The organism is Stenotrophomonas sp. ESTM1D_MKCIP4_1, from assembly GCF_003086895.1.
Classification (GTDB): Bacteria; Pseudomonadota; Gammaproteobacteria; order Xanthomonadales; family Xanthomonadaceae; genus Stenotrophomonas.
On sequence record NZ_CP026004.1, the window covers coordinates 2,993,149 to 3,018,726 of the forward strand.

Genomic DNA, 25,578 nt, shown 5'->3' on the forward strand with positions numbered 1-25,578 from the left:
GCGCACCGGCAGCAACGCCACACCCTGGGCCACGAAGGCCCGCTAATTGAAGGGGATACACGATGTACAAGCTGTCCTTCGCCCTGCTTGCCCTGGCAGTGGGCGCGACCACCGTGCCGGCCTCCGCCGCCGCACCGGCCTACTCCGTCGAAGATTTCGTCAAGCACGCGGCCTACGGCAACGTGCGCATCTCGCCCAACGGCGAGTACCTGGCCGTCACCATGGACCACGGTGACCAGGACGTCCTTGCGGTGCTGCGCACCAGCGATCTGAAGATCCTCAAGGTCAACCAGCTGCCGGAAAAGAAGAGCGTGGGCCAGTTCACCTGGATCGCGCCGGACCGGCTGATGTTCAATGCGGTGAAGAAGATGGGCGGCTATGCCCAGCCCTTTGGCACCGGCGAATGGTTCGCGGTGAACGCCGATGGCAGCCAGGCCGTGCCGCTGATCTTCTACGGCACCCGCGACGCCACCCAGCGTGGCAAGACCGTGGGCCGGGAGAGCTTCAGCCTGCTCGACACGCTGAAGAATGATGACCGCAACGTCATCATGCAGTCGCGCTACCCGCGCTCCAACGAAGGTGCCGGCACCCAGGTGGTGCAGGTGGATACCTTCAGCGGCCGCCGCACGGTGCTCGCACGCGCGCCCAAGGACGACTGCTCCATCGCGCTGGACGCGCAGAAAGAACCACGTTTCGCCGTCTGTTCGTCCAGCCGAAATGAAGAAGGCGAGTACGACGAGCGCACCGAACTGTACCGCCGCGATGGCCGCGACTGGACCCTGGTCAACGCGTCCAAGACCGATGGCAAGCACCTGTGGGTCGAGCGCGCCACCGCCGATGGCACCGTGTATGTCACCCAGAGCGATGACAAGTCGCCCGGCGCGATTGGTACGCTGGACACCGCCACCGGCACCTTCACTTCCCTGTTCCAGGACCCGGTGGCTGAAGTCTCCGATTACATCTGGTCCACCGATGACAACCGCCTGCTGGGCGTGATCACCGAAGCCGGCGCCCCCAAGGTGACCCTGGTCGATGAGAACCATCCGGATGCGGAACTGTACGGTTCCCTGGCGGCTTCGTTCCCGGGCGAGCTGGTGGATTTCTCCAGCCACACCGCCGACGGCAGCAAGATCATCGTTTCGGTCTACAGCGACAGCAATCCGGGCGAGCTCTATCTGTATGACCGTGCCACCGGCAAGGCACGCTTCCTGATGCAGCGCGCGCCGCAGCTGGACAAGGCCCGCATGGCCTCGGTCAAGCCGTTCAGCTTCACCGCGCGCGACGGCAAGACCATCCACGCTTACCTCACCCTGCCCCATGGCAGCGACGGCAAGAACCTGCCGCTGATCGTCAACCCGCACGGCGGCCCGATCGGCCCGCGTGACAACTGGGGCTTCTCCGGCGAAACGCAGTTGTTCGCCAGCCGCGGCTACGCGGTGCTGCAGGTGAACTACCGCGGCTCGGGCGGCTACGGCAAGGCGTTCCAGGATGCGGGCCACAAGCAGTGGGCCGATGGCATCCAGAACGACATCATTGATGCCACCCAGTGGACCATCAACCAGGGCTATGCCAACAAGGACCGCATCTGCATCTACGGCGGCAGCTTCGGTGGCTACTCCTCGCTGATGGCACCGATCCGTGCACCGGGCCTGTTCAAGTGCACCTTCGGCTACGTTGGCGTCTACGACATCGACATGATGTTCAAGAAGGGCGACATCCCCGAGCGTGAGTCGGGCCAGCGCTTCCTGCGCCGCACCCACGGCACCGACACCGCCGACTGGACCCGCACCTCGCCTGCACGCCGCGCTTCGGAAGTGAAGATTCCGGTGTACCTGGCCGCAGGCGCGCGCGACGTGCGCACGCCGCCGGAGCAGACCGAGCTGATGAACAAGGCGCTGATCGCCGCGGGCAACAAGCCCGAGGGCATGATCATCGAGCCCGGCGAAATGCACGGCTTCTACGGCGTGCCAGCACGGGTGAAGCTGTACACCACGATGCTGGACTTCTTCGGGCGCCATATCGGCTCCCCGGCAGCGTCGGGGGCAAAGGCGGCCCACTGAGCCGTACCCGGCTCCCTGAACAGGGGAGCCGGGAACTTCCGGCACCTTCCGGCACACCATGAAGGTGTGCCTGCGCGTTCCTGGGCGACCAGGGCGCGGGTGCCATCGTTCAATCAAGGAGAGATACCGATGTACCGCAGGCTCATTCTCACAGCCCTGCTGCCCTTCGCGCTGCACGCCCCGCTTGCACTGGCTGCCAAGCCCTCGCCGGCGGCCGCACCGGATCCCACCGAAGATCCGATGATGATCACCGCCGGCTTCCTCAGCGGCCACCCCGACCTGCGCTTCCGCTTGCTGGGCATCGAAAAACGCGATGCGGGCAAGATGGAACAGGCGTTCGGCTTCTTCCAGCGTGCCGGCTTCTACGCCGACAAGCCATCGCAGGCGATGGTGGCGGAAATGCTCTGGAACGGTACCGGCACCCCGGTCGACCGTGCGCTGGCCTATGCCTGGATGGATCTGGCCGCCGAACGCGGCTATGAAGGTTTCCTCGACCTGCGCGAGCGCTACTGGGCAGCGTTGACGCCTGCCGAGCGTGATCGTGCCCTGCAGGAGGGCCCGGCCATCTATGCACGTTTCGGCGATGAAGCCGCGCGCCCGCGCATCGACACCGCGCTGCGCCGCGAACGCCGCCAGGTCACCGGCAGCCGCACTGGCATGGCCGGCAACCTGCGCATCATGGTGCCCGGCCCGGCCGGCCCGATGGAGATCGATGGCAGCAAGTTCTACGACGACCGCTTCTGGGACCCGGTAAAATACCAGGCCTGGCAGGATTCGGTCTGGGCCAAGCCCAAGGTCGCACGGGTGGATGTGGGCGAAGCAACCCAGATCAAGGACGAGAGCGACCGCAGGACACGCATTGACGCAGGCGCGCCCCAGGTGGATGCCCCTGAACCGAAGACGGCCGACGAACTGCCCCGGCTGGACAACGGCAACCCGTGATGTCACCGCTGCCGGCCCTGCGCCGGCAGCGTTCTTTGCGCAGCCCGTGCCGGGACCTGCCCGATTCTGGCGATTGCGCCGTGGCCCGTACGCAACGGGCCCACGGCTTGCCATCGGCCATGACCTTCGACACCCTTGCAGGGCGGGCCGGCGGCGTATCGTTCGGCCCACGGCCATTGCTACGGCCATTCCCTGACTCACTCGGCCTGGAGGCCATACAAGTGACCCGTACTCCCAAGATCGTGCTGCTGACCCTGGCCGTTTCGGCCGCGCTGGTCGGCTGCGGCAAGACCGATACCCCGGCCAAGGACGCCACCGCCTCCACGCCGTCCGCGACCGAACAGGCCACCACCTACACGCTCGACGAAGCCAAGCTGCCGGCGTACAACGCCTTCCAGGCCAGTGACCTGGACAGCGCCCTGGACGCCTGTGGCGCCTTCGGCGACTACGTCAACAGCAAGTGGCTGGCGGCCAACGAAATCCCGGGCGACCGCACCAGCTGGGGCGCCTTCACCATCCTCGACGAGCGCTCGGTGGCCGTGCAGCACCAGCTGGCCGAACAGGTGGCGCAGGTCAAGAACCCGAACCACATCGAGAAGATCGTCGGCGACCTGTGGGCCACCGGCATGGACGAGGCCAAGATCAACGCCCAGGGCATCGAGCCGCTGAAGGCTGACCTGGCCGCCATCGACGGCCTGCAGGACAAGGCCGCCATCGCCGATTACCTGCGCAGCAGCGCGGCCAAGGGCGAAAACATGCTGTTCGGCTTCGGCGCCGAAGCAGATTTCAAGAACTCGGCCGTGAACATGGCCTACGCCAGCCAGGGTGGCCTGGGCCTGCCGGACACCACCTATTACACCGACGCCAAGAACGCCGACAAGCTGAAGGCCTACCAGGCGCACGTCGCCAAGGTGCTGGAACTGTCAGGCGTGGCCGCTGCCGACGCCGCCAAGCAGGCGGAAGAAGTGGTCAAGTTCGAGACCCGCCTGGCCAAGGCTTCCAAGTCGCGCGTCGATCTGTCGCGCAACGTCGAGCTGTTCTACAACCCGGTCACCCTGGCCGACGCCGACAAGCTGACCCCGAACTTCAGCTGGACCGAGTTCTTCAAGTCGCAGGGCGTTGCCGCTCCGGAGAAGTTCTCGCTGGCCATGCCGGCCTTCCATGAGGAAGTGAGCAAGGCGCTGGGCGATACCGATCCGTCGATCTGGCGCGCATACCTGCGCTTCCACACCGTCGATGGCGCCTCGCCGTACCTGAGCGATGCCTTTGTCGATGAGAACTACGCGTTCTACGGCAAGACCCTCAACGGCCAGAAGGAACAGAAGCCGCGCTGGAAGCGCGTGCTGGGCACCATCGAGAACGATGCCGGCGAAGCCTTCGGCCAGCTGTACGTGAAGGTTGCCTTCTCGCCGGAAGCCAAGGCGAAGATGGAAGAGCTGGTGAAGAACCTGGCGGCCTCGCTGAAGGAACGCATCCAGGGCCTGAGCTGGATGAGCGACGAAACCAAGGCCAAGGCCATCGCCAAGTGGGAAACCTTCACCCCGAAGATCGGTTACCCGGACAAGTGGCGTGACTGGGCCGGCCTGCAGACCCAGCGCGACAGCTACCTGGGCAACGTGCGCGCCGCCAACGAGTTCAACTACAAGTTCAACCTGTCCAAGGTCGGCAAGCCGGTGGACAAGACCGAGTGGGGCATGACCCCGCAGACGGTCAATGCCTACTACAACCCGCTGCAGAACGAGATCGTGTTCCCGGCCGCCATCCTGCAGCCGCCGTTCTTCGACCCGAAGGCCGACGACGCGCTGAACTACGGCGGCATCGGCGCAGTGATCGGCCACGAAATGACCCACGGTTACGACGACCAGGGCGCACGCTTCGGGCCGAGCGGCAATCTGGAAGACTGGTGGACCCCGGCGGACAAGAAGAACTTTGAAGGCCTGACCGGCAAGCTGGTCAAGCAGTTCGACCAGTACAAGGTTGACGGCCAGGCGGTGAACGGCCACCTGACCCTGGGTGAGAACATCGCTGACCTGGGTGGCCTGGCCACCGCCTACGACGCCCTGCAGAAGGCGACCGCCGGCAAGGAAGACCCGAAGGTCGACGGCTTCACCCGTGACCAGCGCTTCTTCTTCAACTGGGCGACCGTGTGGCGCACCAAGTACACCGCGGAGAACGCCAAGGTCCGCCTGGCCACCGACCCGCACGCCCCGGCGCAGTTCCGCGCCATGGGTGCGCCGTCGAACCTGCCGACCTTCGCTGCCGCGTTCCAGTGCAAGGCCGGCTCGCCGATGGCCCGCACCGGCGACCAGCAGGTGGTGATCTGGTGAGCCACGGCTGAGGCCAAGGCAGACCCTCGAAGGCCCGGGATTTCCCGGGCCTTCGTTTTTTGCTGCCGGCCAGCGGCCGGCACTACCGGGGTCGGATCCCTTGCGCGCAGCGCGAGGGCTCTGACCCCCATGCCCTGTGATGCATGCATCCCGTGCCCATGCACGGCTTGCTATAGTTCGCCCGCCCTCAATCCATCACGGATTCGTTCTACATGCCCAATTTCCGTCCGCTTGCCGTCGCCCTGGGTATCAGCCTGGCGACCCTGGTCCCGACCCACGATGCGTTTGCCGCCAAGAAGAAGGCCACGCGCGCCCCGGCCGTCAGCGCCCAGTGCAGCGATTTCTACGATGCAACCAACGCGGACTGGTTGAAGGCCAACCCGGTGCCGCAGTCCGGTGCCGCCACCGCGCTGGGCCAGCTGGTCGACCGCAGCCGCCAGCAGCAGCGTGAACTGCTGGACGCCGCGATGAAGGCGCCGCAGGGCAACGTGCAGAAGCTGCTGGGCGATTTCTGGGCCAGCGGCCTGGACGAGGCCGCGGTTGAGGCCGACGGCTCCAACCCGATCGCCCCGTTGCTGACCCGCATCAACGCCATCAAGAAGGCCAAGGATGTGCCGGCCTCGATCGCCGCGCTGCACCAGGTGGGCATCCCGGTGGCCTTCAACTTCGGCCCGGACGTGGACCTGAAGGCGCTGGACCGCCATATCGGCTACTTCATGCAGGGCGGCATGGGCCTGCCCGATCCGGCCTTCTACACCCGTACCGACGCCGACACCGTGGCCCTGATGGGTCGCTACCGCAACTACGTCAAGCAGATCCTGGCGCTGACCGGCACCCCGGCCGCCAAGCTGGATGCCGAAGCGCAGTCGGTGATCGCGCTGGAAACCGAACTGGCCCGCAATGCGCAGTCGCTGGCCGGCATCAACAACCCGTTCAACAACTACGCGCCGATCTCCACCAAGGATCTGAACAGCCGCTACCGCAACCTGCAGCTGGATGCCTTCCTGAAGGTGCAGGGCGTGAACGACGACCTGGTCTCGCTGGCCGACCCGGCCCTGTTCAAGCAGCTCGACACCATGGTCACCAAGCTCAAGCCGGAACAGTGGAAGGCCTACCTGCGCTGGCGCGTGGGCGATTCGATGGCGCCGTACCTGTCCAAGGCCTACCGCGACGCCGAGTTCGAGTTCCGTGGTCGCGTCCTGCGTGGCCAGACTCTGCCGGCGCAGCGCTGGGAGAACGTGCTGGACGCCATCAATGTGGCCGCCGGCCCGATGGTCGGCCGCGAGTATGCCGCCCGCCATCTGTCGGCGGAAGATCGCCGCCAGGCCGCGTGGATCGTCGACAAGGTGCGTGAAGTGCAGATCGAGGCGGTCAAGAACAGCACCTGGATGAGCACCGAAGCCAAGGCTGAAGCACAGGCCAAGCTGGCCGCGCTGAAGATCGAGATCGGCACCCCGCTGCGTGACCTGGATTACAGCGTGCAGCCGATGGGGCGTGGTTCGTTCGGTGGCAACATGCTGATTGCTTCGACCTGGCGCCACCGCGAGGAAATGAAGCGCATCGGCAAGGGCAATGCCGACCGTCGCTGGGATGTGCTGCCGCAGCAGCCGTCGCTGGCCTACGACCTGGCGCAGAACCGCCTGATCGTCACCGCCGCCATCCTGCAGGGCCCGGTGTTCAATGCCAAGGCGGATGCCGCCGACAAGTTCGGCAGCTTCGGTGGCCTGGTCGGGCACGAACTGAACCGCGCCGTCGATGCCAAGGGCGCCCTGGTCGATGCCAAGGGCGAACTGCGCAGCTGGTGGACCCCGGCCGACAAGACCGCCTGGACGCTGCTCGGCAACCGCGTCGCCGCCCAGTACAGCGCCTACGACTTCCCGGGCGTGAAGGGTGCCAAGGTCAACGGCACGTTGACCCAGGAAGAGAACCTGGCCGACATCGCCGGCCTGGAACTGGCCTGGGCGGCCTACACCGCACAGGAACCGAAGGCCAAGCCGGCGCAGCAGCAGGGCTTCTTCCGCGCCTGGGCCGCACTGTGGCCGCAGCAGCTGTCGCCGAACGAAGCCGCACGCCGTCTGACCGCCGATATCCGTGCACCGGGGCGCTGGCGCACCAATGGTCCGCTGTCGAACCTGCCGGCCTTCGCCGCCACCTACAGCTGCAAGGCCGGCCAGCCGATGCAGCGTACCGAGGCCGAGCAGATCAAGGTCTGGCGTTGAGCGCAGCAATGACGTGGTAACGAAAAAGGCGCCTTCGGGCGCCTTTTTCGTGGGAATGCCCCCTTCGGCTTCTTGGGTTGGAAGAAAAGAGGCCCCGCCCGCAGGACGGGGCCGAATGAACCGTTGCCAGAAGAGAGAGCCTCGTGCGAACCGCTCAGAAATCGTAGGACGCGGTCAATCGGACCGTGCGCGGCGCAGTGAAGTAGGTGCCCATGCCGTAGGTATTGGAGACCGTGCCCGGCCCGGTCTGGTAGGTCGCCGTCGACTGCCGCTGACGCCGCTGGTTGAGCACGTTGAAGACATCCAGCCCCAGGCCCATCCGGTGGTCGGCAAACGCCGGCCGGTACATCACTCCCATGTCCAGCTGTGCGGTCCAGGGCTGTCGGCCTGCGTCGCCCGGCCGCGATGGCTTGCCGTTGCAGTAGTGGTAGGCCGAACCATAGCCATGGAGCGGATCCGTCTGTTCACTGCCGTAGTAGCCCAGGCAGCTTTTGGGCATGCCGGACTGCACCCGCATCGTGAGCGATGCCGTCCACTCATCCGTGATCTGGTAGGCGCCGAAGGCCTTCAGCTGGTGCCGGCGATCATTGGCCAGATAGCCACCGGCGTACTCCATCAGCGCAGCCGCATCCCAGTCCTGTGTCTTGGACACGTCATCCTGGCCGATATCAGACCTCACCTGCCCTTCGGTGTTGCCGAAGCTGTGCGACCAGGTGTAATCGAGACGGCCGTACCAGCGATCGGCCATGGGATGCTCGATGAACAGATCCAGCGCGACATACTCACGCGTCGCCTTCTTCCCACCATACCCCCAGTCTGTCGACCCCATGCGGACCGGCGTGTAGCCGGACCCATCGCGGTGCCGCACCTGGAAGGTGTTGGTCTGCCCCGGGTTGAAGATCACGCAGCCGGGCAGATCAAAGGCGTCCGGGTCGAGGCCCATGCCACTGAGGCGATCAACGAAGCGGTCAGCATCGCAGGTGTCATCGATGGCCGACTGCAGACGCCGGTAGGTCATCTTGGCACCACTGTTCCACTGGCTTCCCAACGTCTTCTCAAAGCCCAGGATCAGCTCATCCTGATACTGCGAACGCAGGTCGGTGGGCGCAACAGCGCGCGGATCGGGGGCCTGTCCATACTCGTTGTTGGCCGACACCGGGCCATCCCCCAGCGGCGTCAGGCCGGTTGGAATGCCATTGGCGTCAATGCCGTCATAGGTGAAGTACTCGCGCGTGTAGGTGGACGCGGAGGCACCGCGGATGGCGACGCTGTTGGGCAGCGCCAGATAGTAGCGGCCCAGGTTGGCGAAGACCTTCAGCGAGGCATCGCCAAGGACATCCCAGCTGGCACCCAGTCGCGGTGCCCACTGGTCACCACTTTCCACATAGGCAGCGCCATCACTGTTGTAGTTGGTGAAGCGGTCGTTGCGCAGGCCTAGGGTCAGCAGCCAGTTGGGAGCGAGCTGCCAGCGATCCTCCAGGTAGTACGCCTTCTGCTTCACTGACATGCTGGTGGTGGTGGAGAAGATGTACTTCTGCACGAAATAGCCATCACCACCAGGCGGTGCGATGTCGAATCCGGGGCTGGGCGACACATCCGGCTTGCCACGCGAGTAGAACCATGCGTGGCCGGGACCCGTCATCGACTGACCCTCATTGTTCGCCCGGTAGGTCATGTTGTCGATGCCGGCGGTCAGTTCGTGGTTGCCGACGCGGTACTGCAGGTCCATGCGCAGCCCCTGCGTGGTGCTGCCGGCATCAAGCGCCTTGGTATAGAGATCGGGCTGATCGTTGCGTACCGGCGTGCCGCCGTTGAGCGACGGGTCCTGATTGCCGGGATTGCGGATGTAGGGGTTGGCTGAATCCCGCGGATTGAACTCCAGGTTTCCGGTGCGGGTGCGCCCCCACACCGTGCTGAAGGTCAACGCATCGTTGAGGTACCCCGTGTACTTGAAGATGTCGGCGTTGGTGGTGGCCTTGCTGGTATTGGGGAAGGTCCCGGTGCGATCACCTTCCGTCAGCGTCGCATAGTCGAACGCCGTGTAGTAGCCACCCGCACGATCAGTATCCTGGAAACGGGTGTACTCCAGCGTGTTGCTGTCATTGATGTTCCAGTCGACCTTGCCATAGAACTTCGGCGTGTCCACGCGGTAGTGCCTGCGCACCTGCTGCGCGCCGGCCTCGCTGGCGGTGGCGATGCCCTCGCGGTGGTTGGATTCAGCCGCCAGATGGATGAACAACCGGTCTTCGACCAATGGGCCGCTGACGTAGCCGCTGTACGTCGTGCGGGTTTCCTTGTCACCGCCTCGATAGCGGTACAGCGTGCCTGGCTTGTCCTCATGTTCGTAGGCATACCCTTCCGGCAGCGCCACATCCGGGTAGTTGACCGATGCGGGGGCTTCGGCGAGCCCGGCCGGTGCCCAGGTGACCTGCGCGCCAAACCGCCACGCGTTGGTCCCTCGCTTGCCGAGCTGGTTGATGACGCCGCCGGTGGAACGCCCATAGGCAGCACCATAGCCACCAGTGAAGGTTTCCTGCTGATCGATGGAACCGTAGGGCAGGCTGACGCCGCCCATGTAGTTGAGTGGGTTGGTGACGTTGAATCCGTTGAGGTAATACGCGTTCTCGGTAACGCTGGAACCGCCGAACGACAGGACCGAGCGCGAGCCGTTCTGGAATGCACCGCTGCCGGACACCACGCCCGGTGCCAGCAGGGCGATGGCTTCAGCACTGCGCCCCAAGGGCAGCACATCCAGTTGCTCGGAAGTGACGACCGACTTGGAAACCGTGTGGGTCACGTCGATCTTCGGCATGTTTGCCGCGGTGACATTGACCGTATCCAGGGTGGTGGCCCCGCCATGGACGGCAAAGCTCACCTCGGTACCGGTGCCCACCCGCAGCTGCACGTCATGCTGCTGCTCGATGATCCGGCCATCGCGCTGCAGGCTGATGCTGTAACGCCCCACCGGCAATGCGCCGAAGTTGTAGCGCCCCTGTGCATCAATGGCGATCGTGCGCGTGAGGCCACTGTCGCTCTGGGCAACGACCGTCGCACCTTCCGAACCCACTGCGGTCCCGTACAGCGTGCCGGTCGTGCTCTGCGCAGCAGCACTGCCGACGATGGAAAACAGCACTGCCGAAAGCACGCTGCGCTTGAGCACACGATGTGCGGATCCAACTGCCATGAAACTCTCTCCGGTGATGAAATTACCGGAGCGTTATAGGCAGGGAGCGGAGATGCGGGACAGTGTTGGAACCGACGCTGGAGCGGGTAAAAGCGCCGCTCCGCCATCTTCATGAAAGACGCGCGGTCACGCCATGTAATTGAAAACGCGGGACTTTCAACGGAGCAGGTAGTCATCGCGGCGGCGCCCGCATCTCAGGCAACAAGCGTCACGCTGAAAGCAGTGCAGCACGGCGATCAGCGCCCGAAGCGACACGGCTATGTTCCAGTTCCGACAAACCCGCACCCTGCGCGCCTGCGCAGCAACCCTCACGCCGGTTCCAGCACTCCCCGGTAGTGCACGATGCGGCCAATCACCGGCGTACCGATCTCCACGTCGAAAACGAAGCGCCCGTCTTCTTCGTACTCGAAACTCTGGTCACCGGGCAGCAGCGCGCGCGGCAGCGGAATGCCCAGCAGCGACCAGCGGCGCGGCACCAGCTGCAGCCGCCGGCCCTCCATCACGACCGCCAGCCCCACCGACACGACACCAAAACGCTCGACCAGCAGGGCCTCATCACGACCACGCCCCTCGGTCTGCAGGGAGGAGAAACGGCGACCGGCAAACGTACGCGTCCAGCGCTCGCCGCCCGCCTCGGGCACGAACTCGACGCTGACCGGCACCTGCTCGCCCGCCGCTGGAAAGCCGAACAACGCCCCCACCAGCCGTGACAACAGGCCACCGCCCCGCTGCACCTTCGCGCTGCCCTGCCAGTGCCGCGCGGCGCCTGGTGCATGCAGCGCCTGCACCGCGTCGGGCAGCTGCGCGTAAGCATCGCCGAGGACGCGCTGGTACAGGCTGGCGCCGGGCGTGTCCTGGCGGAAACCGGTGTGGATCGCGCGGCCGGCAAACAATTCATCGTAGTCGGCCAACTCAAGCGCGTGCTTCGCCGCGCGCGCCCCGGGTGCTGGCCGCTCTCCCCTGAGCTGCTTGCGGATCAGCGCCTCGATGGCCATCGACGGAATGTAAGGGCCGTCATCCGCCTCGGCCAGCAGATGCCAGCTCTGCTGCATGGGTGCGCCATCGCACGTGCCCGTTGCGCGCACGATCATGCCGCCACGATGCTCGCCGAACTTCATCAGGTTCAGCACGGTGTAGAACAGCGGCGACAACGGCTCCAGCGATGGCAGGCGCAGGCGGTGGCGGGCCTTGGCCAGCAGGTTGAGGATGCGGTGCAGGATTTCCGGCACCGGACCGGCACCGATCCAGATGTCGGTGAGCGTCGGGTGCTCTGGCGGCAGCACCTGCAGGTCGGGCACGTCCACCAGCGAAAAGCGCAGGTTGCGCAGCGGCATCCGCCCCGGCACCGCCACGGTGAAGCGGCGGCTCTCGGCAAGGCCCACGCCATGACCTGCGCGACCGCCACGGCGCAGCTTCACCGGCGCCCCGGCATAGCCCACCACCGCGCGCATCACGTTCAGGCCGATACCCGCATACGGCGACGGCGCGATGCCACCCTCCACGCTGATGATCTGCATGCGGCGGGCCATCACCCGCAGCACCGCAGCGGTCAGCACCGGGAAACTGCTGACCCCGGACAGCACGTAGACACCAGCCGCACGCGCCTGCGCATCGAACTGCGGTACAGCGGACACGAAATCAGCCGCATCGGCGAAATCCAGGTAATCAATCCCGGCCGCGATACAGGCCTCGATGGCCGCGTAGCGCTGGCTGCCGTAATCCTGGAACGGACCGGACGCATCGACCACCAGGTCGGGACGCTCGGCCTGCAGGGCCTGCGCCAGCTGTTGCCGATCCACCTGCAAAGGCCGCAGCGTGGACTGCCCACGGTACCCGGCACAGAACGCCTCCGCCGCTGCGAGGGTTCGCCCGGCCACCAGCAGCTGCAGTTGCGGCAGGTCCGCCAGCAGCTGCACCAACCGCCCTCCAAACACCCCATATCCACCGAGGATCAGGATCTTCACGCATCGTCCTTGTCGTGCTGCCAGGGATGGAACTGCTCTTGCGCTGCATGGTAGCGCGGTCCTGCGGTGCAGCACGATCCAGCATTAACACGGCGCGTGCTATCGCTGCGCTTTAACCGTTGCGGAGTCGATCATGGCCGTCAGGAACGTCATCTGTGTATGGTACGACGCTCAGGCGCTGGAGGCCGCCACCTTCTACGCCGACACCTTCCCCGACAGCGCGGTGACCGCCGTCCATTACGCACCGGGCGACTACCCGGCCGGGCAGGAGGGCGCGGTGCTCACGGTCGAGTTCACCGTGTGCGGCGTCGCCTGCGTCGGCCTCAACGGCGGCCCGGCGTTCAGGCACAGCGAGGCGTTCTCGTTCCAGATCCAGACCGAGGACCAGGCCGAGACCGACCGGCTGTGGAACGCCATCGTCGGCAATGGCGGCCAGGAAAGCGATTGCGGCTGGTGCAAGGACCGCTGGGGCGTGTCCTGGCAGATCAGTCCGCGCATGCTCATCGACGCGGTGACCAGTACGGACAAGGCGCTGGCAAAGCGTGCCTTCAACGCGATGATGCCGATGAAGAAGATCGACATCGCCACGATTGCCGCCGCCATCGAAAAAGGGGACGGAGGGGATTAAGTCGCCTCTGCCCTCCCCCGTGTCATACAGCAAGCGCATTGCGACTTAATCCCCTCCGTCCCCTTTTTCTGCGAGGTGTTGATGACCTGGGATGCGATCATCGTCGGCGGTGGCCACAACGGGCTGGTGTGTGCGGCCTACCTCGCACGTGCCGGGAAGAAGGTGCTGGTGCTGGAGCGGCGCAACGTGCTCGGCGGCGCGGCGGTCACCGAGGAGTTCCATCCCGGCTTCCGCAATTCGGTAGCGTCCTACACGGTCTCGCTGCTGCAGCCGAAGGTCATTGATGACCTGCAGCTGCATGCCCATGGCCTGCGCATCGTCAACCGGCCAGCCAACAACTTCCTGCCGCTGGCCGATGGCCGCTACCTGCTGTCGGCCCCTGGCCGCACCCAGGCCGAAGTGGCGAAGTTCTCCGAGCGCGATGCGCAGCGGCTTCCCGAGTACGAGGCGCGACTGGAGATCTTCGCCGACGTGCTGCGCGCATGGGCACTGCGTGCGCCGCCAGACCTGGGGGTCGCCGGCGGATGGCGTGCCTTGCCCGCGCTGTGGCAGATGGGGCGCCTCGGCCGCGAACTGGCCACCCTGGAAGCACCGCTGCGACAGGAACTGCTGGACCTGTTCACCCTCTCGGCCGCCGAGTACCTGGACCGCTGGTTCGAGAGTGAACCGATCAAGGCACTGTTCGGCTTCGATGGCATCGTCGGCAACTTCGCCAGCCCGTACACGCCGGGCAGCGCGTATGTGCTGCTGCACCACGTGTTCGGCCAGTGCAACGGCGTCAAAGGGGCCTGGGGACATGCCATCGGTGGCATGGGGGCGATCAGCCAGGCCATGGCGGCCTCGGCGCGCGCCGCCGGCGCCGAACTGCGGGTGGACGCCGCTGTACAGCGCCTGCAGGTTGAAGAAGGCCACGCGACCGGCGTGGTGCTGGCCGATGGCAGCACCCTGCACGCACGCGCGGTGATCGCCAACGTCAACCCGAAGCTGCTCTACGAGCAGCTGCTGGAACCGGCACAGGTACCGCAGGCCACGCGTGAACGGATGGCGCAGTGGCGTTGCGGATCCGGCACGTTCCGGATGAACGTGGCGCTGTCACGGCTGCCGGACTTCAGCGCCCTGCCCGGCCCCGGCGATCATCTCAGCGCCGGCATCATCATGGCGCCCAGCCTGGACTACATGGACCGCGCCTGGCTGGATGCACGCTGCGAGGGCTGGTCACGCGAACCGATCGTGGAGATGCTGATTCCCAGCACGCTGGATGATTCGCTGGCGCCGCCCGGGCAGCACGTGGCCAGCCTGTTCTGCCAGCACGTGGCGCCCGTGCTGCCCGATGGCCGACACTGGGACGATCACCGTGATGAGGTGGCCGACCTGATGATCGCTACCGTGGAGCGCCATGCGCCGGACTTCGCCGCCAGCGTGCTCGGCCGGCAGGTGCTGTCGCCGCTTGATCTGGAAAGGACGTTTGGTCTGATCGGCGGCGACATCTTCCACGGCGCGCTGAGTGCCAACCAGTTGTTCTCGGCGCGACCGATGGTCGGCCAGGCGGGCTATCGCGGTGCGCTGCCGGGGCTGTACCTGTGTGGTTCGGGCACGCATCCCGGTGGCGGCGTGACGGGAGCACCGGGGCACAATGCCGCGCAGGTGGTGTTGCAGGATCTGTGAAGGCGTGCCGAGCAACGGTCGGCACCTACCCGCGTGAAGGTTAAAGGTGTGCCGACCAACGGTCGGCACCTACCCGCGTCAAATGATCCGGATAAGGTGTGCCGACCAACGGTCGGCACCTACCCGCGTCAAATGATCCTTCGGATCATTTGACGCTGCGCAGATGGTTCGGGCGCTTTGGTGGGCCGGGTGGGCGGCGCTTGTTGAACGGTGACTGGCCGCGCCAGTAGCGGATCAGCAGCCAGCCGAACAGCATGCCGCCCAGATGCGCGAAGTGCGCCACGCCCGGCTGCCAGCCGGTCATGCCCAGCACCAGCTCACCGACGCCGAACAGGATGACGAAGGTGCGTGCCTTCATCGGAATGGGCGGGAACAGCAGCATCACCCGCTGGTTCGGGAACAGCATGCCGTAGGCCAGCAGCAGGCCGAACACGCCGCCGGAAGCGCCCAGCACCGTGGCCGGGTTGTCCAGCAGCGTGCCCACCAGCAACTGGCAGACACCGGCGCCGGCCACGCAGACCAGGTAGTACAGCAGGAAGCGCTTCTCACCCCAGGTCTGTTCCAGCGGCGCGCCGAACATGAAGACCGCCAGCATGTTGAAGAACAGGTGGCCGAAGCTGCCGTGCAGGAAGCCGTAGGTCAGCAGCTGCCACGGCTGGAAATTACCGCCCGGGGAAAACGCATCGAAGCCCTGCTGCCACGGCTGCAGCATGAAGGGTTCAAAGGTCTGCATGCCGAGCAGGAACGGCTGCTGCAGCAGGAACAGGATCGCGTTGGCGATCAGCAGGGCCTTGGTGACGGTTGGCAGTCGCGGGAACATGGGTATACCTGCATGGAACGGCCTCCATCATAGCCGCAGCACCACGACAGCGTGGCGACCGCCCCGGCCGTACCGTTCAACCGCCGCTGGCAATCAGCCCGGGCCCCAGAGTGCGGCATCCAGCGCCGCAGCCGGGTCGAGGGCCGGCATGCGCACCCGGCCGTTCTCCACCACCACGCCTTCGGCGCGCAGGCGCTGCGACTGCTCGCGCCAGCCGGCCGAGCCTTCGGCCATGGCAATGCGCCCATCCGAGCGCAGCACGCGGTGCCAGGGCAGGTCCGGGTCTTCGTTCTGGCCCAGAATGCGCGCGGTCAGGCGCGCGCGTCCGGGCAGTCCCGCGCGCATGGCCACCTGGCCGTAGCCCAGTACCTGACCCGGCGGGATCGCGCGGATCACCGCCAGGATGCGAGCCCGCGCCTGCTCCGGCGTCAGCGCCGCAGGCGGGTCACCAGCAGTACGCCGATCAGCACCAGCACGGTGCCGGCGATCTGCGCCGGCCCCATCGGCTCGTCGAGCAGCCATAGACTCATCACGATGGTGGAAACCGGGCCCAGCATACCGACCTGCGCGGCCAGCGACGAACCCACGCGCTGCACCGCCAGCATGATCGCCAGCACCGGCAGCACGGTGCAGACGGTGGCATTGACCAGCGACAGCCACTGCACCGGTGCCGGCGCCTGCCACAGCAACGGCAGCGGATGGGTAATGGCGAAATGCAGCAGCACCAGCACGCTGGCCACGCAGCTGGCGTAGGCGGTCAGCCGCACTGCACCGATGCGCGCGACCACCTGGCCGCTGCCGAACAGGTACAGCGCGTAACTGAGCGCGCTGCCCAGCACCAGCAGGCTGCCGACGATGATCTGCCCCCCTTCGCGCTGCAGATCGTGGCCGAACGCCAGCAGCACGCCCAGGTAACTCAGCGCCAGCGCGGCGATCTGCCAGCGCCCGGGACGCTGCCGTGCCAGCAGCACGTTGATCAGCAGCACCAGCGTCGGATTCAAGTACAGGATCAGCCGTTCCAGGGTCACGCTGATGTACTGCAGGCCCTGGAAATCGAGCAGGCTGGACAGGTAGTAGCCGGTGAAGCCCAGCCACAGCACGCGCGCGCGGTCGGCCCAGGACAGCGGATCGGCACGGCGTGCCGACCACAGCGCCATCAGCACGAACAGCGGCAGCGCCATCATCATGCGCAGGGCCAGCAGGGTCGTGGCATCGACACCATGCCGCAGGCCGAGCTTGACGATGATGGCTTTGCCGGACGCGGCGATGGCACCAACGGCAGCCAGGCCGATGCCACCCAGGGCAATGCGCGGGGACGCCGTGGCGATTCGGGGGGACGGGCTGGACATCAGACAGCGACAGGCCGCAGGGGGGTGGCCATGGGGTATGTGGGGACGCGCATTGTCGCACGCAGGGGCGCGCTGCCCTGTAGAGCCGAGCCGACGCTCGGCTCCGCGGTGCCAAGGCGGAGAAAGCCGAGCATGGGCTCGGCTCTACATTTATCGCCAATCACCGCATCAGCACCACTTCTTCGGCCGAGGTCGGGTGGATGGCCACGGTGTCATCGAACTGGGCTTTCGTCGCGCCCATCTTCACCGCCACCGCGAAGCCCTGCAGGATCTCGTCGGCGGCCTCTCCCAGCAGATGGATGCCCACCACCTTTTCCTCGGCGCCTGCGCAGACCATCTTGAACAGGCTGCGCTGGGTGCCATTGGCCAGTGCCTGCAGCATCGGCCGGAAGCGGCTGTGGTAGACCGTCACCTGGTCGAAACGGGCGCGCGCCTCTTCCTCGCTCATCCCCACCGCACCCAGCGGCGGGTGCGAAAACACCACGCTGGCCACGTTGCTGTAATCCATCTTCGCGTTCGGGCGGCCGCCGAACAGGCGGTCCATCAGGCGGCGCGCAGCGGCCACCGCCACGGGGGTCAGGCCGACCTTGCCGGCGATGTCACCCACCGCGTGCACGCTGGGCACGGCCGTGGTCTGCCACTCATCCACTTCCACCTGCTGGTGTTCGCCGATGCTGATGCCCAGCGCTTCCAGGCCGAGATCACGGCTGTTGCCACGGCGGCCGGTCGCGAAGAACACCGCATCGAACACGCTGTCCAGCGGGCCATCATGGCCGAAGGCACGCACCCGCTCACCCTCGCGCTGCAGCTCACGCAGGCGGAAGTCGAACTGGATGCGCACACCCTGCTGCTTCAGGTTCTCGGCCAGCTGGTCGGTCAGTTCGTAGTCGAAGCGCTCCAGCAGGCGCGTACCGCGCACCAGCAGGCTGACCCGGCTGCCCAGCGCCTGCAGCAGCCCGGCCAGTTCCACCGCGATGTAGCCGCCACCGATGATCGCCACCTCTTCCGGCGCACTGCGCAGGTCGAAGAAATCATCAGACACCAGGCCCAGCGCGGCACCGGGAACATCCGGCCGCTGCGGATGCGCGCCGGTGGCGATGAGGATGTGTTCGGCGCTGTAGCGCACGCCATCGCTGCACGCCACCGTATGCGCATCGACCAGATGGCCACGTGCGGGGATGCGCACCACGCCGGTTTCATCCAGTCGCTTGTTGTAACTCGTGTGGATGTTGCTGATGTAAGCCTGGCGGTGGATCACCAGTTCCTTCCACGACAGCGCCGGGCGCGCCGGTACATCGAAGCCCATCGCACTGGCCAGCCCGATGCGCTCGTGCAGGTCGGCGGCCAGCCACATGGCCTTCTTCGGCACGCAGCCGATGTTGACGCAGGTACCGCCCAGCGCACCGGGCTCCAGCAGCGCCACGCGCTTGCCGTGCTGGGCCGCGCGGATGGCACCGGCCAAGCCGGCCGAACCGCCGCCCAGAACGATCAGGTCGTAGTCAAACGTTGCAGTGCTCATCGGAATCGCTCAAAGAAAGGAAAATCATAGATCCACGCACTGCATCGGCGGCACCGCCGCTGTGGAGTAGATCCACGCCATGCGTGGATGGCACCGCCGCTGCAGAGTAGATTTACGCCATGCGTGGATGGCACCGTCGCTGCAGGCGAGCATGCCACGGCCCCTACGCAGCGCAGCGTGAGCAGCGCGGACCGGCATCATCCCTGCCCGCGCTCGCGCCGCATCGGCGGCCACTGCCGGTAGGTCATCGCGCGCCACAGCCATTCCAGTGGACCGAAGCGGAAGCGCTTCAGCCACAGGTGCGAGAACACCACCTGCAGCGCGAACAGCAGCAGTGCGAACAGCAGCTGCCACGCCCGTGGCATCAGGTCGAACCAGCCCAACCCGTAGTGATTGAACAACCAGGTACAGACCAGCGACTGGGCCAGGTAATGGGTCAACGCCATGCGCCCTGAAGGTGCCAGCCATCCCAGGCGCGCTCGCCAGTGCACGACCCAGGCCAGGTAACCCAGGCACATCGGCACCGCGCCGACCGACACCAGCGACATCGCGGCGGTGGACTCCAGGGTGTATTCACCCGGCGCCAGGTACGGCTTCCACAGCACCCCGCCGAGGGTGACCAGCAGGCCCATCGGCAGGGCAACCCAACGCAGGCCGGCATACAGCCGCGGAAAGCGTTCCGGCGCTGTCAGTGCGCCGCTGGCGGCGAACCAGCTGCCGATCAGGAACATGCCCAGGACTTCCGGACCGGTGATCACCAGTGCGCCCAGCGAGGAGCCGAACTCGTGCAGGCGCTGGACATTGCCCTGCATCCAGCTGCCCTGCCCATACACCAGGCGCTGCTGGTCGATGGCCTGCTGCGCGTCCAGCAGCATCTTCTGCAGATCCTGCGCCGGGGAGAGCGTCACCAGTGCACCGATGAGCAGCATCATCGACACGCCGGCCAGATACACGAAGCCCCCCATCCACGGCAGCCAGCTGCGCGGGGCCTCGCGGCAGGCGAGCAGCGGCAGCGACACCAGTGCGTACAGCACCAGGATGTCGCCGGACCACACCAGCAGCGCGTGGCACAGACCGATGAGCGCCAGGCCAAGGCTGCGCCGCAGGTAGAACGGCGCAAATTCGCGGCCGGCCGCCTGCGCGCGTTGCGCCATGACGGCGAAGCCGGCACCGAACAGCAGCGAGAACAGGGTGAAGAACTTGCCCTGTACGAAGATGTAGACAAAGGCATCAGCCGCGTAGTCCAGCCCGTGCCAGCGCGCGTCGATACCGGTGAAGGCCAGGTCCAGCGGTCCGCTGAGGGCCTCGATGTTCATCAGCAGGATGCCCAGCAGGGCCACCCCGCGCAGCACGTCCAGCACCGCGATGCGTTCGCCGGAAGCCACCGGCTGCAGGGAAGGGGAAGCGGTGTTCACGGGGCATCCGGCAGGCAGGTCCGTCATTATGCCGCCGGCCCGCGCGCCGTGGACGGTCGCGCCGTGTTCCAGAAACGCAACGACCCGCCGAAGCGGGCCGTCGCTGCCATCACGATCGCGCCGCGATCAGTGCTGGTGACCACCGTCGCCGTGGACATGGCCGTGGTCGATTTCTTCCTTGCCGGCTTCGCGCACTTCGACGATCTCGACGTCGAAGTGCAGGTCCTTGCCGGCCATCGGGTGGTTCAGATCGACGTCGACCACGCTCATGCCGACCTTCTGCACGGTGACCGCGCGCGGACCGAAGTTGGTCTGCAGCACCACCTGCTGGCCCGGGACCAGCTTGGCATTGCCGAAATGCTTCTTCGGCACGCGCTGGGACAGACCCTCGCGACGCTCGCCGTAGGCATCGGCCGCCTTGACGTCGACCTCGAAGGTCGCGCCGGCTTCCTTGTCCATCATGGCGTTTTCCAGGCCCGGGATGATGTTGCCGTGGCCGATCAGGATCGACAGCGGCTCGCCGCGGTCCTTCGACGATTCGATCGGCGCCTGGCCGACCTCGGAAACGGTGTAGTGGAAGCGGACAACGCGGTCTTTTTCGATCTTCATGCGCAACTCTGTCTGGATCTGCCGGAGGCAGGCGGGTTGGGGCGGGTTGTCGCCCGGCGGGGACGCCGCCATCATGACGGCCAATCCAAGGTGGCGCATTATCCGGAGATCATGCACATCACGCCAGTTTTGTCCGGCCTGCGCCGGTCCCTCGCGCCCGCCCTGCTGCTGGCCCTGCCCCTGCTGCTGGCCGCCTGCGGTGGCGGCAAGGCCGTCCGCCCTGCCCCTGCGCCGCCGTCGGCACACTGGCCCGCCACCACCCCGGACAACCCGGAGGCGGCCAACTCAGTGCTGATGCGCGCCATCAGCCTGGTCGGCACCCCTTACCGTTACGGCGGCAACACCCCCGATTCGGGCTTCGACTGCAGCGGGCTGGTGACGTACGTGTACCGCGAAATGGTCGACCTGAAGCTGCCGCGCACCTCGCGCGACCTGGCCGCCGTGCAGGGGCCGAAGATCGACCCGCAGCGCCTGGCCACCGGCGATCTGGTGTTCTTCGGCAGCCGCGGCAACGTCACCCATGTCGGCATCTACGTGGGTGAGGGCCGCTTCGTGCACGCACCGAGCACGGGTGGCACCGTTCGCCTGGACTCCCTCAGCGGCGCCTACTGGAAAGACCACTACACAGGAGCGAAACGCGTTCTTCGCTAAAATGAACAGGCGATATGTTCAAAACTGTGACGCGCATCACTATGTAAATAACGATTTATTAACGGAATTTTTAACTTATTGACGCTTTTACAGGGCATGATGCCCCATCGTTTTTTTTCTGTGACCAACGCGTGACGACTGACGACCTGCAAGGCCAAGGCCAGACCGCCGCTTCTTCACGTAGTGTCCGCCCCGTGCTTCTGGGCCTGGCGCTGTGTCTGACCAGCCTCCCGGCCTGGTCCCAGAGTGCCCCCGTCAAGACCGATGCGACCCCGGCCCAGGTGGCCGATATCGCCCGGCCGGCCACCAAGGCCGATGCTGCCGCTCCCCAGCGCAGCCGTGCCGATGCCGCCGCCAGCGCCACCCTGGCCGCCCTGCTGCCGCATCTGGCCGCCAATGACACCATTCCGCTGATGGACCGTTCGGCCATGGTGGCCGGCGATCTCAGCCGCCTGCTTGCCAACTACGACACCAGCAGCGCCGCCAACGGCAGCGTCGTGGGCACCGAAGCCGACAACGGCAAGGTGCAGTCCCTGCTGCGCCGCGCGATGACCCTGCTGGGCACCCCCTACCGTTGGGGCGGCAGCAACCCGGACAGCGGCTTCGATTGCAGCGGCCTGGTCGGTTATGTGTTCCGCTCGGCCCTGGGCATCGAGTTGCCGCGCGTCTCGCGCGAAATGGCCCATGACAACAATGCCGAACTGATCAACGACCGCGCCGCGCTGGCGGCAGGCGATCTGGTCTTCTTCGGCCGCAAGGGGCGCGTCGACCACGTCGGCATCTACGTCGGCGAGGGCCGCTTCCTGCATGCCCCCAGCACCGGCAAGGACGTCCGCGTCGATACCCTGCTGAGCGGCTACTGGGGCAACAAGTTCATGCAGGCGCGCCGCGTCGAGCTCTGACCCGGCCGCACCCGCGCCCACACCGGAAGCCGCTGCCCTGCAGCGGCTTTTTTGTTGCCTTCCCCCCTGCCCTCATGACACGTGGCCGCTGGTCGGCACAGCCTGCGTTGGTCATGTATGTCACGGCGCGCTGCATGCCGCGACCGGCCGCTGGATGCGGCCATGGCATCCCGGCGTGGGGCGGCACGCGGCGATGCCCGGTCTGCCACCGCCCGCGTTGCCCGGATGCTTGGGGGAAGGCATGGCGGCAAGCCTGCAGGTTCCATCACGCTGTGTAATCTGGTTCGGCCAGCCCCTGGCGGGCGAGCGCGATGCGCTGGCGGCCGCCGGCTGGCAGCTGCGCTGTGTCAGCCCATCGCCTGCGATGGCCGTCGGCCTGCGCGGCCGCGACCATCTGGTGGCGGTGCTGGACCTGCGCCACCTCGATGCGGACGCGCTGCAGCCGATGCTGCCGTGGGTCGAACAGCATCGTCACCTTCCTTGGCTGGCCGTACTGCCGGCCGGCTTGGACGCGCCGCCGCCGAGCTGGGCTCCCCTGCTCCGCGCCTGCCATGACCAGTTCACCCTGCCCCGCGAGCTGCCGGACCTGCTGACGGCCATGCAGCGCGAATGCGGCGAGGATGACCCGCCGACGGCAGCGATCCGCGCGGGCGGCGGCCTGCCAGCGCTGATCGGCGACAGTCCGGCCCTGCTGACGGTACGGGCCGCCCTGCACAAGTTCGCTCCGGTAGAGCTGCCGGTGCTGGTGACCGGCGAAACCGGTACCGGCAAGGAACTGGCTGCGCAGGCCCTGCATGCTTTGTCCGGACGCGCCGGCCGGCCCTTCCTGGCGGTCAACTGCGGAGCCATTCCGGCCAACCTGGTGCAGTCGGAGCTGTTCGGCCACGAACGCGGCGCCTTCACCGGGGCCGCGCAACGCCGGGTCGGCCTGTTCGAGACTGCCGATGGCGGCACGGTCTTCCTGGACGAGGTGGGCGATCTGCCCGCCGACGCACAGACCAGCCTGCTGCGGGTGCTGCAGGAAGGCACGCTGGAGCGGGTGGGCAGCAACCAGCCACTGCGGGTGGATGTGCGCGTGCTGGCGGCGACCCACGTCGATCTGGAGCAGGCGGTGGCCCAGGGGCGGTTCCGCCGCGACCTGTATTACCGTCTCAACGTGCTGCGGCTGCCGATGCCGGCGCTGCGCGATCGTGGCAACGACGTGCTGCTGCTGGCCGAACACTTCCTGCGCAGCTTCCGCAGCCGCCACCCGGGCCGCGCCCGTGGCTTCGACCCCGGCGCGCGCCTGGCCATGCGCCACTTCGACTGGCCCGGCAATGTGCGCGAACTGTTGAACCGGGTGCAGCGCGCGGCGATCGTCAGCGAACACGAGCTGATCGCCGCCGCCGATCTGGATCTGGCCGACGCAGAGCACCCGGCCCCACGTGCGATGCTGCAGGACGCCCGCGGCCAGGTCGAGCGCGATGTGCTGCTGCGGACGCTGAAAATGCATGGCTACAACGTATCGGCCTGCGCGCGGCACATGCAGGTTTCGCGGGTCACTGTGTACCGGCTGTGCCGGAAGCATCAGCTGGAGCTGCCGCCGGAGCGGTAGTGCCGGGCGCTGCATGGGAGGCGAAGCCGCCGCAGTTGACGTTGACTTGGGTCCGCCTTGAAGCGAGCCGAGCACCGCAGGGGAACCAGGGGCGAAGAGGCGCGGGTGTCTGAGCGCAGCGAGTTCCGCGCCGTCCCCTGGTTCTCCGAGGAGCGCAGGGTACCGGCGCGCGCAGCGCGGCGGCTCGCGGACGGCGGCGTGTTTCTTTGGTTACTTTCTTTGCACGAGCAAAGAAAGTGACACCCCTCCGCGGTCGCGGGAAACGGCTGCCGGGCCGCGCCCGGTCGGAAGCCAGCCGAGCATGGCTCGGCTCTACTGGGAGCGTGAGCGCCGCTGCGAAAAAAGAACGGCGGGCGAGGCCCGGCGTTGCCGATGCAGGATCACCGCAATCAGCTACAACATGTACGGCACCTTGAACGACAGCGTGAAGTCCGGTGCATCCGGGGTCAGCCCGATGCCGAGCAGTGTCACCATCGTCGCGTGCTGGTTCAGCGCGTAGGTCACGCCCAGGTTGAGCGATGCCGCGTTGGCATCACTGCCGATCACCTTCACCCATTGCCCGCCCTGGAACCGAGTCGAGGCACGTGCGCTGATCTTGTCGCTGAAGGAAATGCTCAGGCTGGTGCGCTCGTTGAAGGCGAAGGCCACGCCCGCGCCGAAGTACACCGAGCCGCCCAGCTTGACGTCACCGGGGTTCATGGTGTCCGGGTTGCTGTCGATATCGTCGAAACCGCGCGGGAAGGAATGGATGTAGCCGGCGTTGGCAAACAGGATCGCCGGATCGGCGGTCTTCACCATCGAGACGCCGAGGTTGGCCTGCCACACACCATTGCCGGTGGGCTGTTCGCGCGGCACCGCGAAGCGGATGTAGTCATCGTCATCGCGCTCGATCACCTTCCAGTCCAGGCCATAGGGTGCGCGGCCGGTCGGTGCGGTGACGCCACCGGTCAGCACCGTTTCCGGGCGCCAGCCGCGCTCGCCGAACAGGCGGTAATTGGCGCTCATGCTGACATCGCCCAGCCCGTTGCCATTGGTTTCTTCCTGCCCGATGGCCGCCGCAGCACCGCCTGCACCACCCTTCTGGTAGACCGTGCGCCGTGCCAGGTAGGGCACATCCATGTTCAACGTCAGGTTCGGGCTGACACCCCAGCGCGCGGCCAGATTGTAGGTCAGCGAATCGGACTCTACGTTTTCGATGGCGATGTTGCCCAGGAAGATCGCATCCAGCGCAAGAAAGCCGTTGAGGGTGAGCTGCTTGCGGTCATAGCGCGCGTAGGTGAGGCTGTTTTCCAGGGTGAACTTCCGCGAGAAAAGTGCTGCCTGCTGCTGCTTCACATCATCCACGCTGCGCCGCGCTTCCTGCTTGGCCTGCTGGGCCTCGGCAGCGGTGCTGGCATAGCCCTCGCTGCTGGGCGGCGCAGCGGCGGCGGCCGCTGGAGCCAGGGGTGCGGCCGGAGCCGTGGCGGCGCCGGCACGTCCGCTCAGGCGTGCCTGCATGGCCTGTACCTGCATGTCCAGCTCGCGCAGGCGGCGCACTTCCTGCGCGTAGTTGGCCTTGAGCTGTTCGAGCTGGGTGATCAGTGCCTGTACGTCGGCACCGTCCTTGGCCTCCGCCGCCGGTTGCTGGGCGAAGGCGTTGGCCGCCAGCGCCGCCAGCGCCAGCGGGGTAAGCCGCAAATAGGTGTGCATGTCGTTGCCCTGCGTTGTCCGTCCGTCCCCCTTGACCGGGC

General features: G+C 66.5%; 18 protein-coding genes. 9 read left to right on the forward strand and 9 right to left on the reverse strand.

From position 1 onward, the window contains the following. The first annotated feature begins 62 nt into the window (after window positions 1-62). From C1924_RS13745 to C1924_RS13760, 4 genes are all read left to right on the forward strand, one after another. Window positions 63-2,060 carry a S9 family peptidase gene (locus C1924_RS13745; protein WP_254051140.1) on the forward strand — a complete coding sequence of 666 codons (1,998 nt, stop codon included), beginning with the start codon at window positions 63-65 and terminating at the stop codon, window positions 2,058-2,060. Window positions 2,061-2,189: 129 nt separating this feature from the next. Next, window positions 2,190-3,002: an SEL1-like repeat protein gene (locus tag C1924_RS13750; RefSeq protein WP_108765806.1), complete on the forward strand. Its 813-nt coding sequence runs from the start codon at window positions 2,190-2,192 to the stop codon at window positions 3,000-3,002. A 221-nt stretch (window positions 3,003-3,223) separates the two neighbouring features. Continuing rightward, window positions 3,224-5,329: a M13-type metalloendopeptidase gene (locus C1924_RS13755; RefSeq protein ID WP_108765807.1), complete on the forward strand. Its 2,106-nt coding sequence runs from the start codon at window positions 3,224-3,226 to the stop codon at window positions 5,327-5,329. A 212-nt stretch (window positions 5,330-5,541) separates the two neighbouring features. Beyond that, complete coding sequence (locus C1924_RS13760; protein ID WP_108765808.1) at window positions 5,542-7,548, forward strand: M13 family metallopeptidase; 2,007 nt, start codon at window positions 5,542-5,544, stop codon at window positions 7,546-7,548. A gap of 154 nt (window positions 7,549-7,702) precedes the next feature. Here C1924_RS13760 and C1924_RS13765 read toward each other — a convergent pair whose 3' ends face one another. Both C1924_RS13765 and C1924_RS13770 read right to left on the reverse strand, forming a co-directional pair. Next, window positions 7,703-10,732, reverse strand: a complete 3,030-nt coding sequence (locus C1924_RS13765) for a TonB-dependent receptor (RefSeq protein WP_108765809.1) — start codon at window positions 10,730-10,732, stop codon at window positions 7,703-7,705. 308 nt (window positions 10,733-11,040) lie between these two features. Then, the gene (locus C1924_RS13770) at window positions 11,041-12,696 is read right to left on the reverse strand and encodes an SDR family oxidoreductase (protein WP_108765810.1); all 1,656 of its coding nucleotides are present in this window, start codon (window positions 12,694-12,696) and stop codon (window positions 11,041-11,043) included. Between the two features lie 133 nt (window positions 12,697-12,829). Between C1924_RS13770 and C1924_RS13775 the strand changes: the two genes are divergently transcribed. Both C1924_RS13775 and C1924_RS13780 read left to right on the forward strand, forming a co-directional pair. Next, the gene (locus tag C1924_RS13775; RefSeq protein WP_108765811.1) at window positions 12,830-13,324 is read left to right on the forward strand and encodes a VOC family protein; all 495 of its coding nucleotides are present in this window, start codon (window positions 12,830-12,832) and stop codon (window positions 13,322-13,324) included. A gap of 81 nt (window positions 13,325-13,405) precedes the next feature. Continuing rightward, window positions 13,406-14,989 (forward strand): NAD(P)/FAD-dependent oxidoreductase, encoded by a 1,584-nt coding sequence (locus tag C1924_RS13780; RefSeq protein ID WP_108765812.1) that lies wholly within the window; start codon window positions 13,406-13,408, stop codon window positions 14,987-14,989. Window positions 14,990-15,134: 145 nt separating this feature from the next. On the opposite strand, the gene C1924_RS13785 is transcribed toward C1924_RS13780, so the two are convergent. From C1924_RS13785 to C1924_RS13810, 6 genes are all read right to left on the reverse strand, one after another. Then, on the reverse strand, window positions 15,135-15,809 hold the full coding sequence (locus C1924_RS13785; RefSeq protein ID WP_108765813.1) for a rhomboid family intramembrane serine protease: 675 nt from the start codon (window positions 15,807-15,809) through the stop codon (window positions 15,135-15,137). A gap of 93 nt (window positions 15,810-15,902) precedes the next feature. Then, entirely contained in the window at window positions 15,903-16,241 is a 339-nt protein-coding gene (locus tag C1924_RS13790) for an MGMT family protein (RefSeq protein ID WP_254051283.1), read from the reverse strand. Then, a complete protein-coding gene (locus C1924_RS13795) occupies window positions 16,238-17,158 on the reverse strand; it encodes a DMT family transporter (protein WP_108765814.1) in 921 nt (306 codons plus the stop codon). The genes C1924_RS13790 and C1924_RS13795 overlap by 4 nt, the downstream gene beginning before the upstream one ends. A gap of 160 nt (window positions 17,159-17,318) precedes the next feature. Continuing rightward, a complete protein-coding gene (gene gorA, locus C1924_RS13800; protein ID WP_108765815.1) occupies window positions 17,319-18,677 on the reverse strand; it encodes a glutathione-disulfide reductase in 1,359 nt (452 codons plus the stop codon). A gap of 197 nt (window positions 18,678-18,874) precedes the next feature. After that, window positions 18,875-20,119, reverse strand: coding sequence for a DUF418 domain-containing protein (locus C1924_RS13805; RefSeq protein ID WP_108765816.1), 1,245 nt, complete (start codon window positions 20,117-20,119; stop codon window positions 18,875-18,877). A 99-nt stretch (window positions 20,120-20,218) separates the two neighbouring features. Continuing rightward, the gene (locus C1924_RS13810; protein WP_108767065.1) at window positions 20,219-20,701 is read right to left on the reverse strand and encodes a peptidylprolyl isomerase; all 483 of its coding nucleotides are present in this window, start codon (window positions 20,699-20,701) and stop codon (window positions 20,219-20,221) included. Window positions 20,702-20,812: 111 nt separating this feature from the next. Between C1924_RS13810 and C1924_RS13815 the strand changes: the two genes are divergently transcribed. From C1924_RS13815 to C1924_RS13825, 3 genes are all read left to right on the forward strand, one after another. Beyond that, entirely contained in the window at window positions 20,813-21,352 is a 540-nt protein-coding gene (locus C1924_RS13815) for a C40 family peptidase (protein ID WP_108767066.1), read from the forward strand. 200 nt (window positions 21,353-21,552) lie between these two features. Further along, window positions 21,553-22,254 carry a C40 family peptidase gene (locus C1924_RS13820; RefSeq protein WP_254051284.1) on the forward strand — a complete coding sequence of 234 codons (702 nt, stop codon included), beginning with the start codon at window positions 21,553-21,555 and terminating at the stop codon, window positions 22,252-22,254. A 241-nt stretch (window positions 22,255-22,495) separates the two neighbouring features. Beyond that, window positions 22,496-23,848 (forward strand): sigma-54 dependent transcriptional regulator, encoded by a 1,353-nt coding sequence (locus C1924_RS13825; RefSeq protein ID WP_108765818.1) that lies wholly within the window; start codon window positions 22,496-22,498, stop codon window positions 23,846-23,848. A gap of 393 nt (window positions 23,849-24,241) precedes the next feature. Here the strand turns inward: C1924_RS13825 and C1924_RS13830 are convergent, their stop codons facing one another. Next, on the reverse strand, window positions 24,242-25,537 hold the full coding sequence (locus C1924_RS13830) for a transporter (RefSeq protein ID WP_108765819.1): 1,296 nt from the start codon (window positions 25,535-25,537) through the stop codon (window positions 24,242-24,244). Window positions 25,538-25,578: the final 41 nt, after the last annotated feature.